Origin of the sequence: Hymenobacter swuensis DY53, assembly GCF_000576555.1 — a bacterium.
Lineage (GTDB): Bacteria > Bacteroidota > Bacteroidia > Cytophagales > Hymenobacteraceae > Hymenobacter > Hymenobacter swuensis.
On the sequence record NZ_CP007145.1, the window covers coordinates 12,970 to 30,992 of the forward strand.

17 protein-coding genes are annotated in these 18,023 nt (G+C 59.8%); 11 read left to right on the forward strand and 6 right to left on the reverse strand.

Going from position 1 to position 18,023, the window contains the following annotated elements:
• Positions 1-102: 102 nt before the first annotated feature.
• Positions 103-1,101, reverse strand: a complete 999-nt coding sequence (locus HSW_RS01540) for a homoserine kinase (RefSeq protein ID WP_052345995.1) — start codon at positions 1,099-1,101, stop codon at positions 103-105.
• Between the two features lie 156 nt (positions 1,102-1,257).
• Positions 1,258-3,696, reverse strand: a complete 2,439-nt coding sequence (gene thrA, locus HSW_RS01545; protein WP_044000549.1) for a bifunctional aspartate kinase/homoserine dehydrogenase I — start codon at positions 3,694-3,696, stop codon at positions 1,258-1,260.
• A gap of 525 nt (positions 3,697-4,221) precedes the next feature.
• On the opposite strand from thrA, the gene prfA reads away from it, so the two are divergent.
• From prfA to HSW_RS01565, 4 genes are all read left to right on the forward strand, one after another.
• Entirely contained in the window at positions 4,222-5,292 is a 1,071-nt protein-coding gene (prfA, locus tag HSW_RS01550) for a peptide chain release factor 1 (RefSeq protein WP_044000550.1), read from the forward strand.
• A gap of 158 nt (positions 5,293-5,450) precedes the next feature.
• Positions 5,451-6,968, forward strand: a complete 1,518-nt coding sequence (locus tag HSW_RS01555; protein ID WP_044000551.1) for a hypothetical protein — start codon at positions 5,451-5,453, stop codon at positions 6,966-6,968.
• A 115-nt stretch (positions 6,969-7,083) separates the two neighbouring features.
• Positions 7,084-7,506 carry a secondary thiamine-phosphate synthase enzyme YjbQ gene (locus HSW_RS01560; RefSeq protein WP_044000552.1) on the forward strand — a complete coding sequence of 141 codons (423 nt, stop codon included), beginning with the start codon at positions 7,084-7,086 and terminating at the stop codon, positions 7,504-7,506.
• Positions 7,507-7,601: 95 nt separating this feature from the next.
• The gene (locus tag HSW_RS01565; RefSeq protein WP_044000553.1) at positions 7,602-8,183 is read left to right on the forward strand and encodes a hypothetical protein; all 582 of its coding nucleotides are present in this window, start codon (positions 7,602-7,604) and stop codon (positions 8,181-8,183) included.
• A gap of 91 nt (positions 8,184-8,274) precedes the next feature.
• Here the strand turns inward: HSW_RS01565 and HSW_RS22370 are convergent, their stop codons facing one another.
• Positions 8,275-8,856, reverse strand: a complete 582-nt coding sequence (locus HSW_RS22370; protein ID WP_052345996.1) for a hypothetical protein — start codon at positions 8,854-8,856, stop codon at positions 8,275-8,277.
• A complete protein-coding gene (gene gpmI, locus HSW_RS01575) occupies positions 8,849-10,396 on the reverse strand; it encodes a 2,3-bisphosphoglycerate-independent phosphoglycerate mutase (protein WP_044000554.1) in 1,548 nt (515 codons plus the stop codon). The genes HSW_RS22370 and gpmI overlap by 8 nt, the downstream gene beginning before the upstream one ends.
• A gap of 145 nt (positions 10,397-10,541) precedes the next feature.
• On the opposite strand from gpmI, the gene HSW_RS01580 reads away from it, so the two are divergent.
• The 7 genes from HSW_RS01580 (at position 10,542) to HSW_RS01610 (ending at position 15,097) form a co-directional block, all read left to right on the forward strand.
• Positions 10,542-10,940 (forward strand): DUF4783 domain-containing protein, encoded by a 399-nt coding sequence (locus HSW_RS01580; RefSeq protein ID WP_052345997.1) that lies wholly within the window; start codon positions 10,542-10,544, stop codon positions 10,938-10,940.
• Positions 10,941-11,087: 147 nt separating this feature from the next.
• A complete protein-coding gene (nadC, locus tag HSW_RS01585) occupies positions 11,088-11,942 on the forward strand; it encodes a carboxylating nicotinate-nucleotide diphosphorylase (RefSeq protein ID WP_044000555.1) in 855 nt (284 codons plus the stop codon).
• A 77-nt stretch (positions 11,943-12,019) separates the two neighbouring features.
• A complete protein-coding gene (locus HSW_RS01590; protein WP_052346756.1) occupies positions 12,020-12,625 on the forward strand; it encodes a hypothetical protein in 606 nt (201 codons plus the stop codon).
• A gap of 58 nt (positions 12,626-12,683) precedes the next feature.
• Positions 12,684-13,103, forward strand: coding sequence for a hypothetical protein (locus HSW_RS01595; protein WP_044000556.1), 420 nt, complete (start codon positions 12,684-12,686; stop codon positions 13,101-13,103).
• Between the two features lie 8 nt (positions 13,104-13,111).
• Positions 13,112-13,387, forward strand: a complete 276-nt coding sequence (locus HSW_RS01600) for a heavy metal-binding domain-containing protein (RefSeq protein ID WP_044000557.1) — start codon at positions 13,112-13,114, stop codon at positions 13,385-13,387.
• A 121-nt stretch (positions 13,388-13,508) separates the two neighbouring features.
• Positions 13,509-14,249 (forward strand): class I SAM-dependent methyltransferase, encoded by a 741-nt coding sequence (locus HSW_RS01605; RefSeq protein ID WP_044000558.1) that lies wholly within the window; start codon positions 13,509-13,511, stop codon positions 14,247-14,249.
• Between the two features lie 116 nt (positions 14,250-14,365).
• A complete protein-coding gene (locus tag HSW_RS01610; RefSeq protein ID WP_044000559.1) occupies positions 14,366-15,097 on the forward strand; it encodes a ZIP family metal transporter in 732 nt (243 codons plus the stop codon).
• Between the two features lie 85 nt (positions 15,098-15,182).
• On the opposite strand, the gene HSW_RS22375 is transcribed toward HSW_RS01610, so the two are convergent.
• Both HSW_RS22375 and HSW_RS25050 read right to left on the reverse strand, forming a co-directional pair.
• Positions 15,183-16,256 (reverse strand): TlpA disulfide reductase family protein, encoded by a 1,074-nt coding sequence (locus HSW_RS22375; protein WP_081768213.1) that lies wholly within the window; start codon positions 16,254-16,256, stop codon positions 15,183-15,185.
• A gap of 142 nt (positions 16,257-16,398) precedes the next feature.
• Positions 16,399-17,976, reverse strand: coding sequence for an OmpA family protein (locus HSW_RS25050; RefSeq protein ID WP_052345999.1), 1,578 nt, complete (start codon positions 17,974-17,976; stop codon positions 16,399-16,401).
• Positions 17,977-18,023: the final 47 nt, after the last annotated feature.

Below are 18,023 nucleotides of genomic sequence, written 5' to 3' on the forward strand. Positions count from 1 at the left end.
GTTGAGTGGTGAAGGCCGATATAGAGACGCGACACTTCGCGTCTTCTCGTTGCTGATGTTGTTTGGTTGGTTGGTTGGTTGGTTGGCGCAAGTCCGGGTCGTTCAACGACGAGACGCGAAGTGTCGCGTCTCTACATCAGGCAGAATCCGGCAGCCGGTTGTGTTAATGGTCGTTTGGTACACATAGTAATCCAGGCCCAGCTGCTCGTAGGTAGTGCGCATTACCTTGGCCACGGCCTGGGCGGTGGCTTCGTGCTGGCTGAGCATGAACAGGGAGGGGCCCGAGCCGGAAATGCCGCCGCCCAGCGCCCCGGCGGCGCGGCTGCCGCTTTTCACTTGCTCAAACCCCGGAATCAGGATACTGCGCACGGGCTCCACAATCACGTCTTCCAGGGCCCGACCGATGAGGGCGTAATCGTGTTTGAGCAGACCGGCTACCAGCGCGCCCACGTTGCCCCACTGCCGCACAGCGTCGCGCAGGGGCACCTGCTGCTTGAGAATCTGGCGGGCGTCGGAGGTTTTTACCTCAATCTGGGGGTGCACTACCGTCACGAATAAGGGCGGGGCATCCAGTGGCACCACGTCGGGGGCGGGCGTGGTGGAGCGGATGAGCGTGACACCACCGTAGATGGCCGGGGCGATGTTGTCGGCGTGACGCACGCCGGAGGCCACTTCCTCCCCGTACATGGCAAACTCCACCAGCTCAGCCTGCGTGAATCGGTTACCAAGCAGGTGGTTCAGCCCCACCACGGCCCCCGCCGCGCTGGCCGCGCTGCTCCCGATGCCGCTGCCCGGCCGGATGTGCTTGCGGATGCGTACCTCCACGCCCGCCACCTCGGGCGCGGTCCGCAACATGGCCAGCAACGCCGCCCCCGCCACGTTACGGGCGGGCTCAGTGGGCAGGCCAAAGTCGTCCTCGTTCACAATGCGCACCCCCGGCTCGTCGGTCAGGCGCAGGTGCATTTCGTCGTTGGGCTCGTGCAGGGCAAACCCCAGCACGTCAAATCCGCACACCACATTAGCCACGGTAGCCGGGGCAAGGAGAGAGACGGTGTTAGAGTTGAGAGTTGAATTATGAGAGTCGAATTGATTGAACGACATGGGTGGGTAGAGTTGAGTGATGAATTATGAATGATGGGCTGTCGATGGATGTAATCAATTAATAATGATGTAGAAATGGGTGGTATCGTGGCTGGGCGTAGCATGGCCGGTCTGCCAATTCATCTCTCATAATTCATCATTCAGAACTCAATTTTATCAATGCGCGGCCCGCAACACGTCGGCAAACACGCCGGAGGCGGTTACCTCGGCGCCGGCGCCGGCCCCTTTGATAACCAGGGGCTGCTCTACGTAGCGGTTGGTGAAGAACAGCACGGCGTTGTCTTTGCCCTGCAGGCTGTAGAGGTCGTGACCGGGGGCCACGCTTTGCAGTCCCACGCGGGCCCAACCTTCTTCGAAGCTCGCCACGAAGCGGAGCTTGCAGCCTTGGGCGGCGGCCTCGTCGTAGAGGCGGCGGAAGTGCGACTCGTGGGCGGCCAGCTGCTCGTAGAAGGCCGGTACGTCGCCTTCCAGGCAGGCGGCGGGCAGGAAGGAGGCGTTCTGCACGTCGGGCATTTCCAGCGGGTGGCCGGCTTCCCGGGCTAGAATCAGGATTTTGCGGGCCACGTCCACGCCGGTCAGGTCGAGGCGCGGGTCGGGCTCGGTGTAGCCTTCCTGCTGGGCCTGGCGCACCACCTCGGCGAAGGGCCTGGTGCCGTCGTAGTTGTTGAACACAAAGTTGAGCGTGCCCGAGAGCACCGCCTGCATGCGCTGCACCTCGTCGCCGCTGCGCAGCAGGTCGCCCAGTGTGCCGATGATGGGAAGGCCCGCGCCCACGTTGGTTTCAAACAGAAACTGGGTGTTGAACTCCTGGGCTAGACTTTTGAAGCGGGCGTACTGCGCGTACTCGGCCGAGGCCGCCACTTTGTTGCAGGCCACCACCGCCACCGAGCGGGTCAGCAGCTGCTCGTACACCTGGGCCACGTCGGCGCTGGCCGTCACGTCTACGAATACGGTGTTGCGCAGGTTTAGGGCCAGCAACTCGTCGGTGAGGTGGGTCAGGTCCAGGGCCGGGCCGGCTGCCAGGGCGGCTTCCCAGTCGGCCAGGTCGAGGCCGTCCTCCTGCAGCACAAACTGCCGGCTGTTGGCCAGGCCCACCACCCGCAGGTTCAGGCGCAGCTTCTCGCGTAGCCAGGGCTGCTGGCGCTGCAGCTGCTCCAGCAGCTTGCGGCCCACGTTGCCCACGCCCGCCACCACCACGTTCACCTGCCGGGTGGTAGCCTCGAAGAAGGTCTCGTGCAGCACGTTGATGGCCTTGCGCACATCCTGCTGCCGGATTACTGTCGAAATATTCTTCTCCGACGAGCCCTGGGCAATGGCCCGGATGTTCACCCCATTCTGGCCCAGCGCCCCAAACAGCCGCCCGCTGATGCCGGGGTGGTTTTTCATCTGCTCGCCCACCAGCGCCACCACCGCCAGCGCATCCTCCCGGTCGAGCGGGTCGAGCAGGCCGCGGCCGATTTCGGCGGCAAATTCCTGGTCGGCGGCCTGCTGGGCGCGGTTGGCGTCGGGGGTGCTTACGGCCACGCAGATGGAGTGCTCGGAGGAGCTTTGGGTGATGAGCACCACGTTTACCTGCTCCTGGGCCAGGGCCGCAAACAGCCGCCGGGAAAAGCCCGGCACGCCCACCATACCGCTGCCTTCCAGCCGCAGCAGCGAAATGGGCCCGATGCTGGAAATGCCCCGCACAAATTCCTGATTGACCGGCGGAGCCACTTCCACCAGCGTGCCGGCGTCGGTGGGGGCGAAGGTGTTCTTGATCCAGAGCGGAATCCCGGCCCGCATCACCGGCTGAATGGTGGGCGGGTACAGCACCTTGGCCCCGAAGTGCGAGAGTTCCATGGCCTCCTGGTAGCTGATGCGCGGGATGGGCCGGGCCGCCCGCACCAGCCGTGGGTCGGCCGTCATCATACCGCTCACGTCGGTCCAGATTTCCAGCGTGGAGGCACCCAGCGCCCCGGCGAAGATGGCCGCCGTGTAGTCGGAGCCGCCGCGGCCCAGGGTGGTGGTGCTGCCGTCGGGGGCGGCGGCCACGAAACCGGGGGCTACGTACAGCGGCACCTCGCCCGTTACGGCGGCCTGAATAAGCGGATTGGTGTGGGCGAAATCCACGGCGGAGTGGCCGTAGCGCGCATCGGTGCGGATGAGCTGGCGGCTGTCCAGCCACTGGTGGGCCGCGCCCCGGGCCGCCAGCCCCGCCGCCACCAGCCTCGACGACAGCAACTCGCCGTAACTCACCAGCCGGTCCAAGGTGCGGGCCGACAGCTCGCCCAGAGCAAAAATTCCGTCGCAGAGGTTTTCTAACTCGTTGCAGCTGGTTTTTACCTGGCTCAGCACGGCGCTCTGGCCGGCAATGGGCAATAGGCCGCGGGCCGCCTCCAGGTGGCGCTGTTCCAGCTCGCGCAGTAGCGGGCGGTAAGTGTCGTCGTGGGCGGCAGCGCGGCGGCCGGCCGCAATCAGCTGGTCGGTAACGCCGCCCAGGGCCGATACCACTACCACGGTGGGGGCTTGGCGGGCGGCGGCCTGGGCCAGGTCGAGTACCCGCTGCATGTTGTCGGCCGTGGCGACGGAGGAGCCGCCGAATTTCAGTACCTGCATAGTAGGTCGTTGCGTGATGGGCGTAAAAAAACCCGCTTTCGGCCCGGGGCCTCCTGGGCGGGAGGCGTACCGGCGAAGCGGGCGGCGAATCAAAAAGGGTAAGGAGTTCCGCAGCCCGCTCTAGCGGGTTGTGGTAATAGTAGTGCCGGTACCCATCAGAACGAGGGGCGAAGCGGGGTGAAAAGCAGGAGCAGCACTTGGCCGGACCATATACTTGAGGAAGTTAACGCTGGCCAAAGTAGGAATTATTTCAAACGGCCAACGTGCGGGGGAAGAATTATTTACGATTTCTACCAGGTGATACGAACCTCAGAACGGTGTAGAGACGCGACACTTCGCGTCTCAGGATTGCTGCTGTTGTTTGACGGGCATGAGCTGGTCGCTCAACGGGGGGACGCGAAGTGTCGCGTCTCTACACCGGTTCGAGCAGTTCCGGCTTCCTCACCCCGTTAGATGCTTCCGCCTTATTTGCCAACGACTTCGTTTCCGTACCTTTGCACTCCCAATACATTTTCTGAAGGCAAGATGCTAGATAAACTGGAGGCCATCCAACGGCGCTTTGAGGACGTGAGCGAGCAGCTCACGCAACCCGAAGCCATGAGCGACATGAAACGCTTCAAGGCCCTCAATAAGGAATACAAGGACCTCGGCAAAATCGTGACCGAGTACAAGGCCTACCAGAGCGTGCTGGCCAACATCGAGGGTGCCAAGGAGGTGATTTCGACCGAGAAGGACGAGGATTTCCGCCAGATGGCCAAGGATGAGCTGGAACTGCTCTACCCCGAGCAGGAGCGCCTGGAAGTGTACATTAAGGAGCTGCTCATCCCCAAGGATCCGAATGATAGCAAGGACGTTATCATGGAAATCCGGGCCGGGGCGGGCGGCGACGAGGCGGCCATCTTTGCCGGCGACCTGCAGCGCATGTACATGCGCTACGCTGAGAAGAACAACCTGCGCATGGACCTCATTGATGCCACCGAAGGTACTTCGGGCGGCTACAAGGAGATTATTCTGGCCGTGAAGGGCGAGGACGTGTACGGCAAGCTCAAGTTTGAGTCGGGCGTGCACCGCGTGCAGCGGGTGCCGGCCACCGAAACTCAGGGCCGCATTCACACCTCCGTGGCGTCCATCGTGGTGATGCCTGAGGCCGAGGAGCTGGACGTGCAGATTGATATGAACGACGTGCGCAAGGACCTGTTCATGTCGTCGGGCCCGGGTGGGCAATCGGTAAACACCACCTACTCGGCCGTGCGTCTTACTCACTTGCCCACCGGCCTGGTGGCTCAGTGCCAGGATCAGAAGTCGCAGCTCAAGAACTTCGACAAGGCCTTGCAGGTACTTCGCTCGCGCATCTACGAAATCGAGTTGGCCAAGAAGAACGAGGCCGAAGGAGCCCAGCGCAAGAGCATGATTGGGGGCGGCGACCGGTCGGACAAAATCCGCACCTACAACTACCCCCAAGGCCGGGTAACCGACCACCGCATTGGCTTCACGGTGTATAACCTAGCCTCGGTAATGGACGGCAACATCGACGAATTTGTGGAGCAGCTGCGCCTGGCCGAAAGCGCCGAGCGTTTGCAGGAAGGCGTAGGATAATAGACCTGCTGTCCTAACCGTTTGTCATCCTGAGCCCGGCGAAGGACCTTATCACGTTCAGGAACATTCCTGAACGGACTCGTAGTAACGTGATAAGGTCCTTCGCCGAGCTCAGGATGACCGTTTTTACAGAGCTTCCATTCCTCCCCAACCAAATCATGCGCTTTCTGCTCCCGCTGCTGCTCGTTCTTTCGGCCCTTACGGTACTGTTGCCCGGCTGTGAGCCCAAGGAGGACATCGTGACGACTGACAGCAGCGCTCGGCTTGCATTTGCGCTGGATACGGTGAAGTTTGATACCGTTTTTGTGTCGGTGGGCACCGTGAGCAAGCGGCTGTGGGTGTACAACCGCAACGCCCGCGCCGTGCGGGTGGCAGAAATCAGCCTGCAGAACCGCCCCGGCATTACGTACAGCCTGTTGGTGAATGGGCAGCCCACCCTCGCGGCCCGCGACGTGGAAATCAGGGGCAAGGACAGCCTGCTGGTGCTGGTGCGCGCCACCATCGACCCTACGCCGAATGACCTCAAGCCCTTTCTGGTGGTGGATGACCTGAAGTTCCGCACCAACGGCAACGAGCAAGTAGTGAAAGTGCTCAGCTACGGCCAGAACGCCTACTTCCATAATCAGGAAGAAATCCGCCGCAACACCGTCTGGAAGGCCGATAAGCCTCACGTCATCTTCGATTACGCCCTCGTGGATTCGCTCGTGACGCTGACCATTGAGCCGGGCGCGCGCATCTACAGCCACGGCGGTGCGGCGCTGCTGGTGGGCGGTACCCTGCGCTGCAATGCCGATTTCCGGCCCACCGACGAGCTGAAAGCCACGGACCGCAATTTCGTACGCTTCCAGGCTGACCGGCGCGAAGAGTTCTACCAGGAAATTCCGGGCCAGTGGGCCGGCATCTGGTTTCTCTCCAGCAGCCGCGACAACGTGGTGCGCTTCACCGAAATCAAGAACAGCTCCTTTGGTCTGCTGGTGCTCAACCCCAAAGCCCTGCGGCCCTTCCCGGCCGTGACGGTGGAAAACGCGGTTATTCAGAACATCAGCAGCACCAAGCTTGCGCTGTCGGGGCTAGGCATAGCAAGCCTGGGTGGTAGCGCATTGTATGCTGTTGCTGGCGACTTTGCAGTTCGTAATACCTTATTAACCAACTGTGAGCAATATGCACTGGTGGGGTTGATAGGCAGCAGCGTGCAGCTGGATTACTGCACCATCGCCAACTACACTACCCAGGCCAACCGTGAAACGCCTTCTGTGTTCCTTGGCCGTACCCTTGAAGTGAATGACCGGCTGGTGACGCTGAACCCACGCCTTATGGTGCGCAACTCCATTGTGTGGGGCTCGATGCGGAAAGGGGACGAGTTGGCATTTGCGGAGGGAGAGCAGTACGCGGGCAACATCAGTATCAGCAACAGTGTGCTAAAAACCAGTGAATACGATAACACCGGCGTGCTGGGCCAGCGCAAAAACGGCAACATCCTCAATCCCGTCGAAGGTCCCACCTATCTGTTTAAGAGCACGCCGTTCCGGGGCAAAAAGCTGGATTACCAGCTCGATACGCTGTCGGCGGCCAGCAACAAGGCCATGCCCCTGCCCGACCTCACCACCGACCTGCTCAACCGCCCCCGCAACCCCACCACCCCGGATATCGGGGCGTATGAGCGGGTAAATCCGTAGGGGAGTAGTGAGTAAAAAGTATGGAGTAGTGAGACTTTTGTTCTACTGACTTTTTCTTTGGTTATCGGGCGAAAGTCTCACTACTCCATACTTTTACTTACTGCTAAACCAACCTATGCACTTCTTCCAGAAACGCCTGCGGCTGCCGGCCGTGAGTCGGGGCTTTCATCTGATTACCGATTTGCTGGTGGCCGAACTACCCGAATTGGAACAGATTCAGATGGGAATGGCGCAGTTCTTCATCCAGCACACCTCCGCCAGCCTGAGCATCAACGAAAACGCCGACCCCACCGTACGGCACGATTTCGAGCAGTTTTTCAACCGGCTAGCCCCGGAAAATGCCCCCTATTTCCGCCACACCCTGGAAGGCTCCGATGATATGCCGGCCCACCTCAAAGCCAGCCTGCTGGGGCACGCCGTGAGTGTCCCGATTACACGCGGGGAATTGGCCCTGGGCACCTGGCAGGGCATCTATCTGGGGGAGCACCGTAACCACGGCGGCCGGCGTTGGGTGCTGACTACGCTCATGGGGCAATAGGGGCGGTTCGGCGGGCAACTGACACCAGCTGAGCGGAATATCTGACCCAAATAAAGCCGGCGGCGCGAGTATTGCGTATAAAGTCGGAAAAACGCATGCTGGTCGCCCTGTTTCTCTCGTCTGCAAAAGCCGCTTCGGCCGCGTCGTTGTACGCGACGCTGCTGCTGAGTGCCTGCGTGGGAGATTCAGATGGGGAAAAGTTACCTACCCGCAAACCGGCCGGTTCCGCTACCCGCCCCGTCCGGCCGTTGGCTCAGCTGCCGGCTCCCACCCGCCTCGTGCGCGTTACGAACGATTCGCTGGCCGGTCAACCCTTCGGGCCGGAGCCTACAGTCCAGGAATTGCTGCAGAATGGTGGTAAAATAGTGTCGCGCAAACCCTACCGGAACCTCTACGAAGCCGGACAGATGGATACCATTCTACTGGTACGCCACCAGGGGAATGTGTTTGAATTTTACCGTGCGCCTGAGAAAGACCTGCTCCGCGACGCCGTCGTGACCAATTTTGCGCCGGCTTACGGCCGTCGCCTGCGCACGCGCCTGGCCACCGCCCACCGCCCCGCCCTCGGCACCACCGACAAAGTCCGGATCGGTGACTCAGAGCGTACCAACTACGTGTCAGTGGTGTACCAGAGCGGCCGCCTCAGTACGGTACACGTTGAGCCGTACGTAGATTGAGAGGAGGCATTAAAACGGGCCGGCCATTCGAACTAGATAGTTCGAATGGCCGGCCCGTTTTAATGTATTGGCTTACAACTAGCAGCGAATATTACTGCACGTTGGTTTGCACTGCATACCGCACTGAGTCGAACAGGATGAGTTTCTGTACACCGATAACTCGGTAGTTGGTTAGCTGGCCCTGTTGTAGACGCAGTTCCAGCATTTTGGCCGAATATACCAGCGGGTTGTCCTGGGCTACGTTGGCGGTAATGCTCTGCACCACGTTTCCTTGGCTTACTACGGTAAGTTGCTCCACCGGATGGTCGGTACCGGGGCGGCGGCGGTAGGTGCGCTGCCGCAGGCCCGAGGGAAGCGTAGCGGAATCGACGACGTACAGGCCGCGCAGGGCCGGCTTATTGATGTCGGCCTGCTGAAAAATCTGTAGTTCCTTTTCCCAGTCAGTTTTCGGAACACGAGTAGTTTCCCGGTTACCGTCGCGCAGCAGCACCTGCTTTTCCACCGTCGGCTGACGGTGGTTCAACTGGGTGCTCTGCTCGTTCAGTAACTTGAGCAGGTTGAAGTACGCGGGCTTCTGGTTGGCCGGGTTAGGGCGCACGGTAGCGGTGTCGCCGGGGCCACACGCTGCCAGGGTCAGCAGCCCAGCCACCAACACCTGGTTTGGTTTACGCATTCGGGGTGGCTTCAGGCTGCAGCAGGCTCTGTCCACCCATTACCTCCGGTTGGGGCAGGCCCATCAGCTGTAATACGGTGGGTGCTATGTCGCCCAGCTTACCATCAGCCACGGTGCCGTGGTAGTCGTTGCTGGCAATAATGCAGGGCACCAGATTAGTGGTGTGGGCCGTGTTGGGCGTGCCGTCGGGGTTAATCATCATGTCGGCGTTGCCGTGGTCTGCAATGATGATGCAGGCGTAGTCAGACGCCAAGGCTGCTTCCACCACGGCTCTGGCGCATTCATCCACTGCTTCGGCGGCCTTTACGGCGGCTTCAAACACGCCGGTATGGCCCACCATATCGGTGTTGGCGAAGTTCAGCACCACAAAATCGGCCGATTTGGCCTGGAGCTCCGGTACCAGTGCGTCGCGCAGCTCGTAGGCGCTCATTTCGGGCTGGAGGTCGTAGGTAGCTACTTTGGGGGAGTTGCGCATGATGCGCTTTTCGCCCTCAAATTCTACCTCTCGGCCGCCCGAGAAGAAAAATGTAACGTGCGGGTACTTTTCGGTTTCGGCAATCCGGATCTGGGTTTTGCCGTTGGCCTCCAGCACTTCGCCCAGCGTCTGCTCCAGGTTGTCCTTCTCGAAGATGGGCGTGACGCCGGTAAACGTAGCGTCGTAGTTGGTCATCGTGAGGTAGTGCAGGTTCAGGCGGTGCATCTGGAAAGCATGGAAATCCTGCTGCGTCAGTGCCTGCGTGATTTCCCGGCCCCGGTCGGTGCGGAAGTTGAAGCAAATCACCACGTCGCCCTCCTGAATGGTGGCCAGCGGCTGCCCATCGGCTCCCACTTTCACCAGCGGCTTCAGGAATTCATCCGTCACGCCCTCTTTGTACGAGTCGAGCATGCTCTGGATCAGGTTCTGCGAGGGTGTCCCTTTACCGTTCACCAGCAGGTCGTAGGCCAGTTTTACCCGTTCCCAACGGTTGTCACGGTCCATGGCATAGTAGCGCCCCACAATGGACGCAATTTTGCCGCTGGCGCCGCGCTGCAGATGCTGCTCCAAGTCGTTCACGTAGCTCACGCCGCCTTTGGGGTCGGTGTCGCGGCCGTCGGTGAAAGCATGGATGAACACATTGTGCACATCTTGGTCGTGGGCAATGGTGCACAGGGCCTTCAGGTGCTCTAGGTGGGAATGCACGCCTCCATCGGAGAGCAGCCCCATCAGGTGTACCGGCTTGTTGTTGAGGCGGGCGTATTCGAAGGCTTTCATCAGGGCCGGCACAGTGCCCAGCTTCCGTTCCCGGATGGCTTTGTTTATGCGCACCAGATCCTGGTACACCACGCGGCCGGCCCCGATGTTCATGTGGCCAACTTCGGAATTGCCCATCTGCCCATCGGGCAAGCCTACGGCCTCACCGGAGGCCTGAAGCTTACTGTGGGGGAAGCGTTGAAACAGGGAATCAACAAATGGCGTACGTGCCTGATCAATGGCTGATACCTCTTTGTTCTGCGCCAGTCCCCAGCCGTCCAGAATTACCAACAATACCTGTTTGTTCATGGCAGCAAAGATAGGCCAGATGGGACGAAACGCCCACGTTTTCCCTAACTTGGCCGCAGAGAAGTACGGCCGCGGAGAAGAATGCGCCACTTATACCAGCTTGGCATAATTTTAGCGAACTGCATGACGAACTCTTACCGCTAGCATGAAACGTACTTTCTTTTTGGCCTTTACGCTGGTATGGGGTCTGTTGCTGTCGATGGGGGCCATGGCCCAGGGCGAGGCTTTTGGGCCGGTCCGCAGTGCCATCCGCAGCAGCTCCTCTCACGACTTGGCCCAGTTTTTTGCTCCTACCGTGGAACTGAGCTTTGATGGAGACAAGCAAAGTTACAGCGCCACCCAGGCCGAGTTTGTAATGAAGGACTTCTTCGCCAAGCACTCCCCGGCTTCTTTTGATTTTATTCACTACGGCGGCAGCAACGAAGGCACGCCCTATGCCGTGGGCAAATACACCGGAAAAGATGGCGCGTACCGCATGTTTGTAAAGATGAAACAGGTGGGCGGCGGCCTGAAAATTGCCACTATCGACTTTACAAAAGAATAGCTGCTTTATCCTGAAGCAGCGAGTTCCTTTTAAAAGCTCTGCGGACAGCCTCCGCAGGGCTTTTTTCATGACCCGGCCCCGGGTACAACTGGTTTCAGAAGTGGGGACCGGGAAACGGCCTGTTTTTGCTATTTTTGCGCCGTGCAAATGCCCTCCTACCTCACCCCGGAAGCTCTCGATACATTCATTCGTACGGCCCTCGCCGAAGACATCGGTGACGGGGACCATTCGGCCCTGTCGGCCATCCCGGCCGAAGCCCGCAACCGCGCCCACCTGCTGATTAAGGACGAAGGCGTACTGGCCGGCGTAGCCCTGGCCCACCACATTTTCCGGGCGGTAGATGCGGAGCTGCAGGTAGAGCAGCACCTGGCTGACGGCGCGCTGGTAAAGTACGGTGACGTGGCCTTCATTGTGGAGGGACGCGCCCAAAGCATTCTGACGGCGGAGCGGCTGGTGCTCAACTGCATGCAGCGCATGAGTGGCATTGCTACGCGCACGGCTCACCTCAACAGCCTGCTGGCCGGCACCAAAGCCCGCCTGCTCGACACCCGCAAAACCACGCCTAACTTCCGCCTTTGCGAGAAATGGGCGGTGCTCATCGGGGGCGGCGTGAACCACCGCTACGGCTTGTTCGACATGATTATTCTCAAGGATAATCATGTCGATTATGCCGGCGGTATTCAGCAGGCCATTGCTGCCTCGCAGGCGTATCTGGCGCGTACTGGCCGGCAGCTGCCCATTGAGGTAGAAACCCGCACGCTGGCCGAAGTGCAGCAGGTGTTGAAAACAGGTGGCATCGAGCGGATTATGCTGGATAACATGAGCCCTGCGCAACTGCGCGAAGCTGTGGCGTTGGTGGCCGGCCGCTTCCCGCTGGAAGCCAGCGGCGGCATCACCGAGGAAACCATTGCTGAGGTGGCCGCGACGGGCGTTGACTATATTTCGGTGGGGGCTCTCACGCACTCCATCCGCAGCCTCGATATGAGCCTGAAAGCATTTTAATGAGTTGTCAGTTGCTGGTTGTCAGTTATCAGAACGATACTGGCAACCAACAACTGACAACTGACAACTCAACCATCATGCAACTCCCTAACCAACGCGGCGGCTACCGGCAGCAGCAACAGCAGCAAGGCGCATCGCCCCTGGCCATTCGTACCAAAAAGCACCAACTCGACACCGACACGTACACCAAAATTGCCATGGCCAGGGTGTGGCGGCGGGAGTGGTGGTACGCCCTTATTCCGTTGGCCTTGGGCCTGCTGCCGGCCCTCATCTGGCCCTCGTGGTGGTGGGTAGCTGTGGCGCTGCTGCTCACGTTGCTGTACGTACTGTTCCGCTCGGCGCAGGTAACGGGCGTGACGCAGGTGGAGCAAACCAAGCCGCTGTTCGAGAAGCTGGCCTACGAGTTCGACAACAAGCAGATTGTGCTGCGACGCAACGAAAAAGAGGGTATGCGCCTGACCTGGGACATGATTGGTCACGTAAAACGGGAGGCTGATGGCTACCTGTTGTCGTTGAAGGCCCCGGAAATGCCGCAGGAACTAAAGGGCTGGCGCCTGTGGGTGGCCAAGACCTTTGATACGCCTATCTTCATTCAGGTGCCCGACCGGATTTTCAACTCGCCCACCGATCAGAAGCTGTTCGACTCAATGCTGCGGCGCAAAAACCTGTTGCCCGGAGCGTAAGCGGCCGGTAATCCTTCTCTCAGAATACACCGTTAAGTAGATAACAGAACCCTTCAACATGACCAAGCAACTCGTACTTTCCGCCCTGGCCGTAGCTACGCTGGCCCTGAACGCATGCAGCAGCGAACCATCGGACTGGCGGGCCGATAAAAAGGTATCGGTGGATATGGTAGAGCCCGGCAGCCGCTCCTCCGACAACTTCGACCAGCACACCGCCGAAGCGGCCCACCAGGCCAAAGGCGGCGCCATTGCTGAGCCCATCAGCTCGGAAGTAACGCTGGACGAAACCAACCAGAATAAGCGCACCACCGCTGAGGAAAACCGCTCGGCTGACGCCACTGATGCCACCCAGACCAACAGTTCGGAGGCTATCGAGAGCGTGCGTAAAACCACTACCGCGCCCCAGAACAACTCCACGACGACCGGCGCCACCAACGAAGGTGCGACTTCCAACAATACCACGGACGTTAAAAAGTAAGCGGCCCGATGATGTATTCCTCCTGGAAGCACGCCCTGCAGTTGTGTGCACTGGTAGCCGTAGTGGGGCTGAGTAGCTGCGAAACCAAGCCTGCCGCGCAGGAAGCCGCCGCCACCACGTCCCCCGCAGCTACCGATAGCACTGCCACCACGCCCGCCGTGACGGCTGCCTATATCTGCCCCATGGGCTGCGAAGGTAGTGCCAGCGACAAACCCGGTAAATGCCCGGTGTGTGAGATGGACCTGGAGCCCAATCCGGCGGCCAAATCGGCCACCAAACTTTGATTTAAGCAGGCGGGGCCCCATATTTGCAACATAATTGCAAATATGGGGCCCTGTATTTGCTGTCTGAAATGAGGCGAGGGCGTGTAAACGCCCTTTTTTCGTTTCCCAGAATACCCGTTGTATGCTTTCTGTCGCCGCCGAATGGTTCAGTACCTGGTTTGATTCCCCTTATTACCACCGGCTGTACCAAAACCGTGACTATGCTGAGGCCCGGGACTTTCTGAGCCGCCTACTTACGCACTTGCACCCGAAACCGGGTGCTACGTTGCTGGACCTAGCGTGCGGCAAAGGGCGCCACGCGCTGTACCTGAGCGAACAGGGCTACGGGGTAACGGGTGTGGATTTATCGGCCCAGAGTATTGCCTATGCCCGGCAGTTTGCCCATGCGCAACTGCACTTCCATGTGCATGACATGCGCGAACCGCTGCCGTACGGGCCGTTCGATTTCGTGCTGAATCTGTTTACCAGCTTTGGCTATTTCGAGCACGAAGCCGAAAACGTGGTAGCTCTGCGCAACGCAGCAGCCACGCTGAAGCCGGGCGGTAAAATGGTGATTGACTTTCTGAATACCGAGCAGTCCATCCGGGAACTGGTGGCCCATGAAACCAAAATCGTAGACAATACGAGCTTTCACCTGTACCGTCATTTTCACAACGATTTTATCGTGAAGGAAATCAGCTTTCTGGATGAACAGGGGCTGGAGCAACGCTTTGAGGAACGGGTGCGGGCCTTAAGCCGGGAACGGTTTGAGGAGTACTTCCGGATGGCCGGCCTGCGTCTGGCGGAAGTACTGGGCGATTATCATCTGCATCCTTTCGATCCGGCTACCAGCCCCCGAATGATTTTTGTGTTGAAAAAGTGAGAAAGGCAAAACTCCGCTAGCGGTCAGAGCTGTAAAGGGCTACTGGGCTGCTTATCTCCTCATTCTCTGCTTAGCCCTTCCTCACCTCTTTATCACTCCATCACTCCATCCCGACTATGTGGTTTGCTGTTTTTGCGTTGTTTCTGACGGTGCTGGGAGCCGGCTGGCTGACCCGGCTGCTGCCAACGGCCCGCACCACCTGGATGAAGCCGCTGCTAGCCTTCAGTGGGGCCTACCTATTTACGCTCACAGTCACGCACCTGCTACCTGAGGCACTGCAGATGCTGCCGGGCCACGAGGTGGGCTACTTCGTGCTGGCGGGTTTTTTCGGGCAGATGGTGCTGGAAGTATTCTCGCAGGGCGTGGAGCACGGGCATGTGCATCATCACACGGAACACGCTGGGCGGGTGCCGTTTCTGCTGCTGTTCTCCTTGGTGCTGCATTCGTTTCTGGAAGGTAGCATCCTCATCAAAACGCCCGCCGCCGGCGACGTGAGCCAAAACTTTTACGCCATTGTGGCGGGGGTAGCCTTGCACCATATTCCGGCGGCATTTGCCCTGATGGCGGCGTTGCTGCTGCGGTTGGGTTCGTTCCGGCGGGCAATGCCGTACCTGTTGCTGTTCGCGGCGGCCGGGCCGGCAGGTATCATCGTGAGCAACTTTGTGGTGCTGGAGCAGCTGCTGACGGGCGGGCTGTATGCGGGGCTGCTGGGTTTGGTAGCCGGTAATTTTCTGCACGTATCCACCACTATCCTCTTCGAAACCAGCCCCGACCACAGCCTGAACGTCCGCAAGATGCTCGCCACGCTGGCAGGCTTGCTGCTGGCTCTGGCCGTGGATCTGGTGTAAACACTCAACCAGCTAAACGTCCCGTTCCGGATGGTTGTCGTGTGACAACTATCCGGAACGGGACGTTTAGCTGGGTAGCCATTGGCTATTTCAGGGGTAGGCTCGCAAGGGCTTGCGTTAGTTCCGTGAGGTCGGAAGTGCGTGCCATCACTACCCCTTCAGGGTTCAGCAGCAGGTAAGTAGGGAAGGCCGTGATATTGTAGGTAGTCAGAACCGGGCTTTCGTCGCCGGCCAGCTCCGAGAGCTGGGGCCAGGCTGGCTGGTGCTTCCGGATGGCCCGGAGCCAAGGCATTCTGTCACGGGCGCTTTCAGCGGCTATACCCAGAAAAGCCACCTGCTTACCGTATTGCTGATGCAGGGCCGCAACGGCGGGCATGGCCTTCAAACATGGCCCGCACCAATGGCCCCAGAAATCGAGGAGTATGTAACGGCCCTGGTAGCTGCTGAGGGAAGTGGCTACACCGGCCGTATCGGGCATGGTGAAGTGGGGAGCCGTTTTGCCAACTACCGGCATATCACGCAGAATGGTGAGCCGCCGGGCAACTTCGCGCCCCTGCACAGTGGTTTGCACGGGTTTCGGTAGCTGATTATACAGGGCCTGGTAGGTGGATAGCTGTGCATCGTCGTAGCGGGTCTGCCACAGCAGAATTTCGGCAGCGACCCGCGACGCCCGGTGCTTCCGCACGAAATCCAGGGACTCCTGGACGCGCTGCTGGCGTAGCGGAACGGTGGACTGGCCGGCGCGCAGTGCCTGTCGTATTTTTGCCTCGAAGGGCCATTCTACCTGCTGGTGATACTGCGTGAGGATGGCATTGTCAGGCGTACCGGTGATGACCAGCTGGTGCGGCGCAGCAGCGTTGCCGCTGACCTGCAGGTTGCCGGGCTCGTACCAGAACGTTGTCCAGTGGCTGCGGTCAATTACCAGTTCAACCAGCCCGTCATCCGAGGGCCGGGCAGTGTAATGGAACTGGTCGTTGATGGCTCGTACGGTGTCGGCGTGCGCCACGCCCTGCTGCTGGTAGCGGAAGATGATGGGCTGGTGACCAAGGCCTGTGATGGTACCCGACAACTGGCAGCGAACCGGCGGAACAGGACAGGGTGAACCTGTGGAATAGGAAATCAGCAGGCCGGATAAGGCCAATAGCGCAACAGAGTACATAGCGAATGAGCGGGGGGGACGAACAGATGGACACGAGCAACAGGTAACAGATAGGGCGGAAATTCAACAAAGGCAATGATAACAAAAAAGCGGCCCGCTCAATTGAGCGGGCCGCTTTTTCAGTGGCTGGGCCGGGGCGGAATTACTTCCGGCGCACGGGAGCTTTTTTCACGGGAGCTTTTTTCACCGGAGCCTTGGGAGCGGCTTTCACCGGGGCAGCCGGAATTTCGGGAGCCGGGCCGTATTTGGTTTCGGCGGGGTTCGGGTCACCGGGAAGGTACACGTCGAACTCTACGCGGCGGTTGATGGCACGACCGGCATCGGTGGCGTTGGTGGCAATGGGCTTGGTTTCACCGTAGCCATGCGACACAATACGGTCTTCGGTGATACCCTTGCGCAGCATGTACGCCCGGGCCGAAGCAGCACGCTCATCCGACAGACGCAGGTTGTAAGCGTCGTCGCCTTTGTTATCGGCGTGGGCCGAAATGCCGAGGAAGTAGTCGGGGTAGTCGTTCAGGATTTTCACCAGCCCATCGAGCGTCGGGAACGAAATGGGCTTCAGCGTCGCCTTATCGAACTCAAACTGGATGAACTTGGTGGCTTCCTGCAGGCGCTTCTTCTCTTCTACCTTCATCTCCGGGCAGCCTTTGTTCGAGGCGGGGCCGGGGCGGTTGGGGCAGCGGTCCTGGTAATCTGGCACACCGTCACCGTCGGTATCTACAGGGCAGCCGTTGGCGTCTACTTTCGTTCCGCCGGGGGTGTCGGGGCACTTATCGTTCTGGTCGATTACGCCGTCGTTATCCGAGTCGGGGCAGCCTTGCAGTTCGGCTTTGCCAGGGGTATCGGGGCATTTGTCGTCCCCGTCGCGGATGCCGTCACCGTCGCGGTCCGGGCAGCCTTCCAGCGTGGCCAGGCCTTTCTCGGTGGGGCACTTATCCTGGTAATCCGGAACACCGTCGCCGTCACCATCCAGCGGGCAGCCATTCATATCTACTGCCACACCGGCAGGAGTGCCGGGGCATTTGTCCTTTTTGTCGGAAACCCCGTCGTTGTCTTCGTCCTTAACTTTTCCCAGGTTCACGTTCAGGCCCACGGTGTGCTGTAGGAACCGGTCGTCAAACTTGTTGTCGTCGCGGGGTTCTACGCCGTCGATGTTGGCATTCAGCGGAATGTGCTGGCCGGTCTGGATAAACAGGGTAACGGCATCACCGAGGTGGAAGTCGATACCAGCGGCTCCGAACAAGTCGAAATGGTTTTTATCGTTGGCAATATTCTCGCTTACCCCGTTCTGGTTAAACGTTCCCTCGCGGCTCATGTAGGAGAGGCCGGGAGCAGCCAGCAGGTAGGGGCGCACCGGCGAGTCTTCGCCGAATAGCTTGAATTTCAGCCCCAGGTTCACATTCACCACGTTGGTGGAGAAATTGCTGCCGAAATACGGGGCGCTGTTCGGTGCGTTCTTCTTGAACTCAACGTAGTTTCCGCTCAACTGCACATCCAGGCCCTTCGAGATGTAGCGGCTGAAGGTGATGCCGGGGGCGTACTTGTTTTCGCTCCAGTCCCAGTAGTCGGAACCGAAGTTACCCTTGTACTGCATGGCACTCACGTTGATACCGATGGCCGTTTTGCGGTCAGCCGTTTGGGCTTGAGTGAGGTGAGGGGCTAAAGCGCAGGCCGACAGGCCCAGCAACAGCACCTTCGGGAGGGGAAGGCGTGGAGGCATAAGAAAGTGGAAAAAGGTGGCTTGGGAAGAGTGCCTGCCAGGCAGGC

Coding starts and splice junctions, on each gene's coding strand:
- HSW_RS01540 (WP_052345995.1), bottom strand. CDS start 1,101: ATGTCGTTCAATCAATTCGACTCTCATAATTCAACTCTCAACTCTAAC.
- thrA (WP_044000549.1), bottom strand. CDS start 3,696: ATGCAGGTACTGAAATTCGGCGGCTCCTCCGTCGCCACGGCCGACAAC.
- prfA (WP_044000550.1), top strand. CDS start 4,222: ATGCTAGATAAACTGGAGGCCATCCAACGGCGCTTTGAGGACGTGAGC.
- HSW_RS01555 (WP_044000551.1), top strand. CDS start 5,451: ATGCGCTTTCTGCTCCCGCTGCTGCTCGTTCTTTCGGCCCTTACGGTA.
- HSW_RS01560 (WP_044000552.1), top strand. CDS start 7,084: ATGCACTTCTTCCAGAAACGCCTGCGGCTGCCGGCCGTGAGTCGGGGC.
- HSW_RS01565 (WP_044000553.1), top strand. CDS start 7,602: ATGCTGGTCGCCCTGTTTCTCTCGTCTGCAAAAGCCGCTTCGGCCGCG.
- HSW_RS22370 (WP_052345996.1), bottom strand. CDS start 8,856: ATGCGTAAACCAAACCAGGTGTTGGTGGCTGGGCTGCTGACCCTGGCA.
- gpmI (WP_044000554.1), bottom strand. CDS start 10,396: ATGAACAAACAGGTATTGTTGGTAATTCTGGACGGCTGGGGACTGGCG.
- HSW_RS01580 (WP_052345997.1), top strand. CDS start 10,542: ATGAAACGTACTTTCTTTTTGGCCTTTACGCTGGTATGGGGTCTGTTG.
- nadC (WP_044000555.1), top strand. CDS start 11,088: ATGCCCTCCTACCTCACCCCGGAAGCTCTCGATACATTCATTCGTACG.
- HSW_RS01590 (WP_052346756.1), top strand. CDS start 12,020: ATGCAACTCCCTAACCAACGCGGCGGCTACCGGCAGCAGCAACAGCAG.
- HSW_RS01595 (WP_044000556.1), top strand. CDS start 12,684: ATGACCAAGCAACTCGTACTTTCCGCCCTGGCCGTAGCTACGCTGGCC.
- HSW_RS01600 (WP_044000557.1), top strand. CDS start 13,112: ATGATGTATTCCTCCTGGAAGCACGCCCTGCAGTTGTGTGCACTGGTA.
- HSW_RS01605 (WP_044000558.1), top strand. CDS start 13,509: ATGCTTTCTGTCGCCGCCGAATGGTTCAGTACCTGGTTTGATTCCCCT.
- HSW_RS01610 (WP_044000559.1), top strand. CDS start 14,366: ATGTGGTTTGCTGTTTTTGCGTTGTTTCTGACGGTGCTGGGAGCCGGC.
- HSW_RS22375 (WP_081768213.1), bottom strand. CDS start 16,256: ATGTACTCTGTTGCGCTATTGGCCTTATCCGGCCTGCTGATTTCCTAT.
- HSW_RS25050 (WP_052345999.1), bottom strand. CDS start 17,976: ATGCCTCCACGCCTTCCCCTCCCGAAGGTGCTGTTGCTGGGCCTGTCG.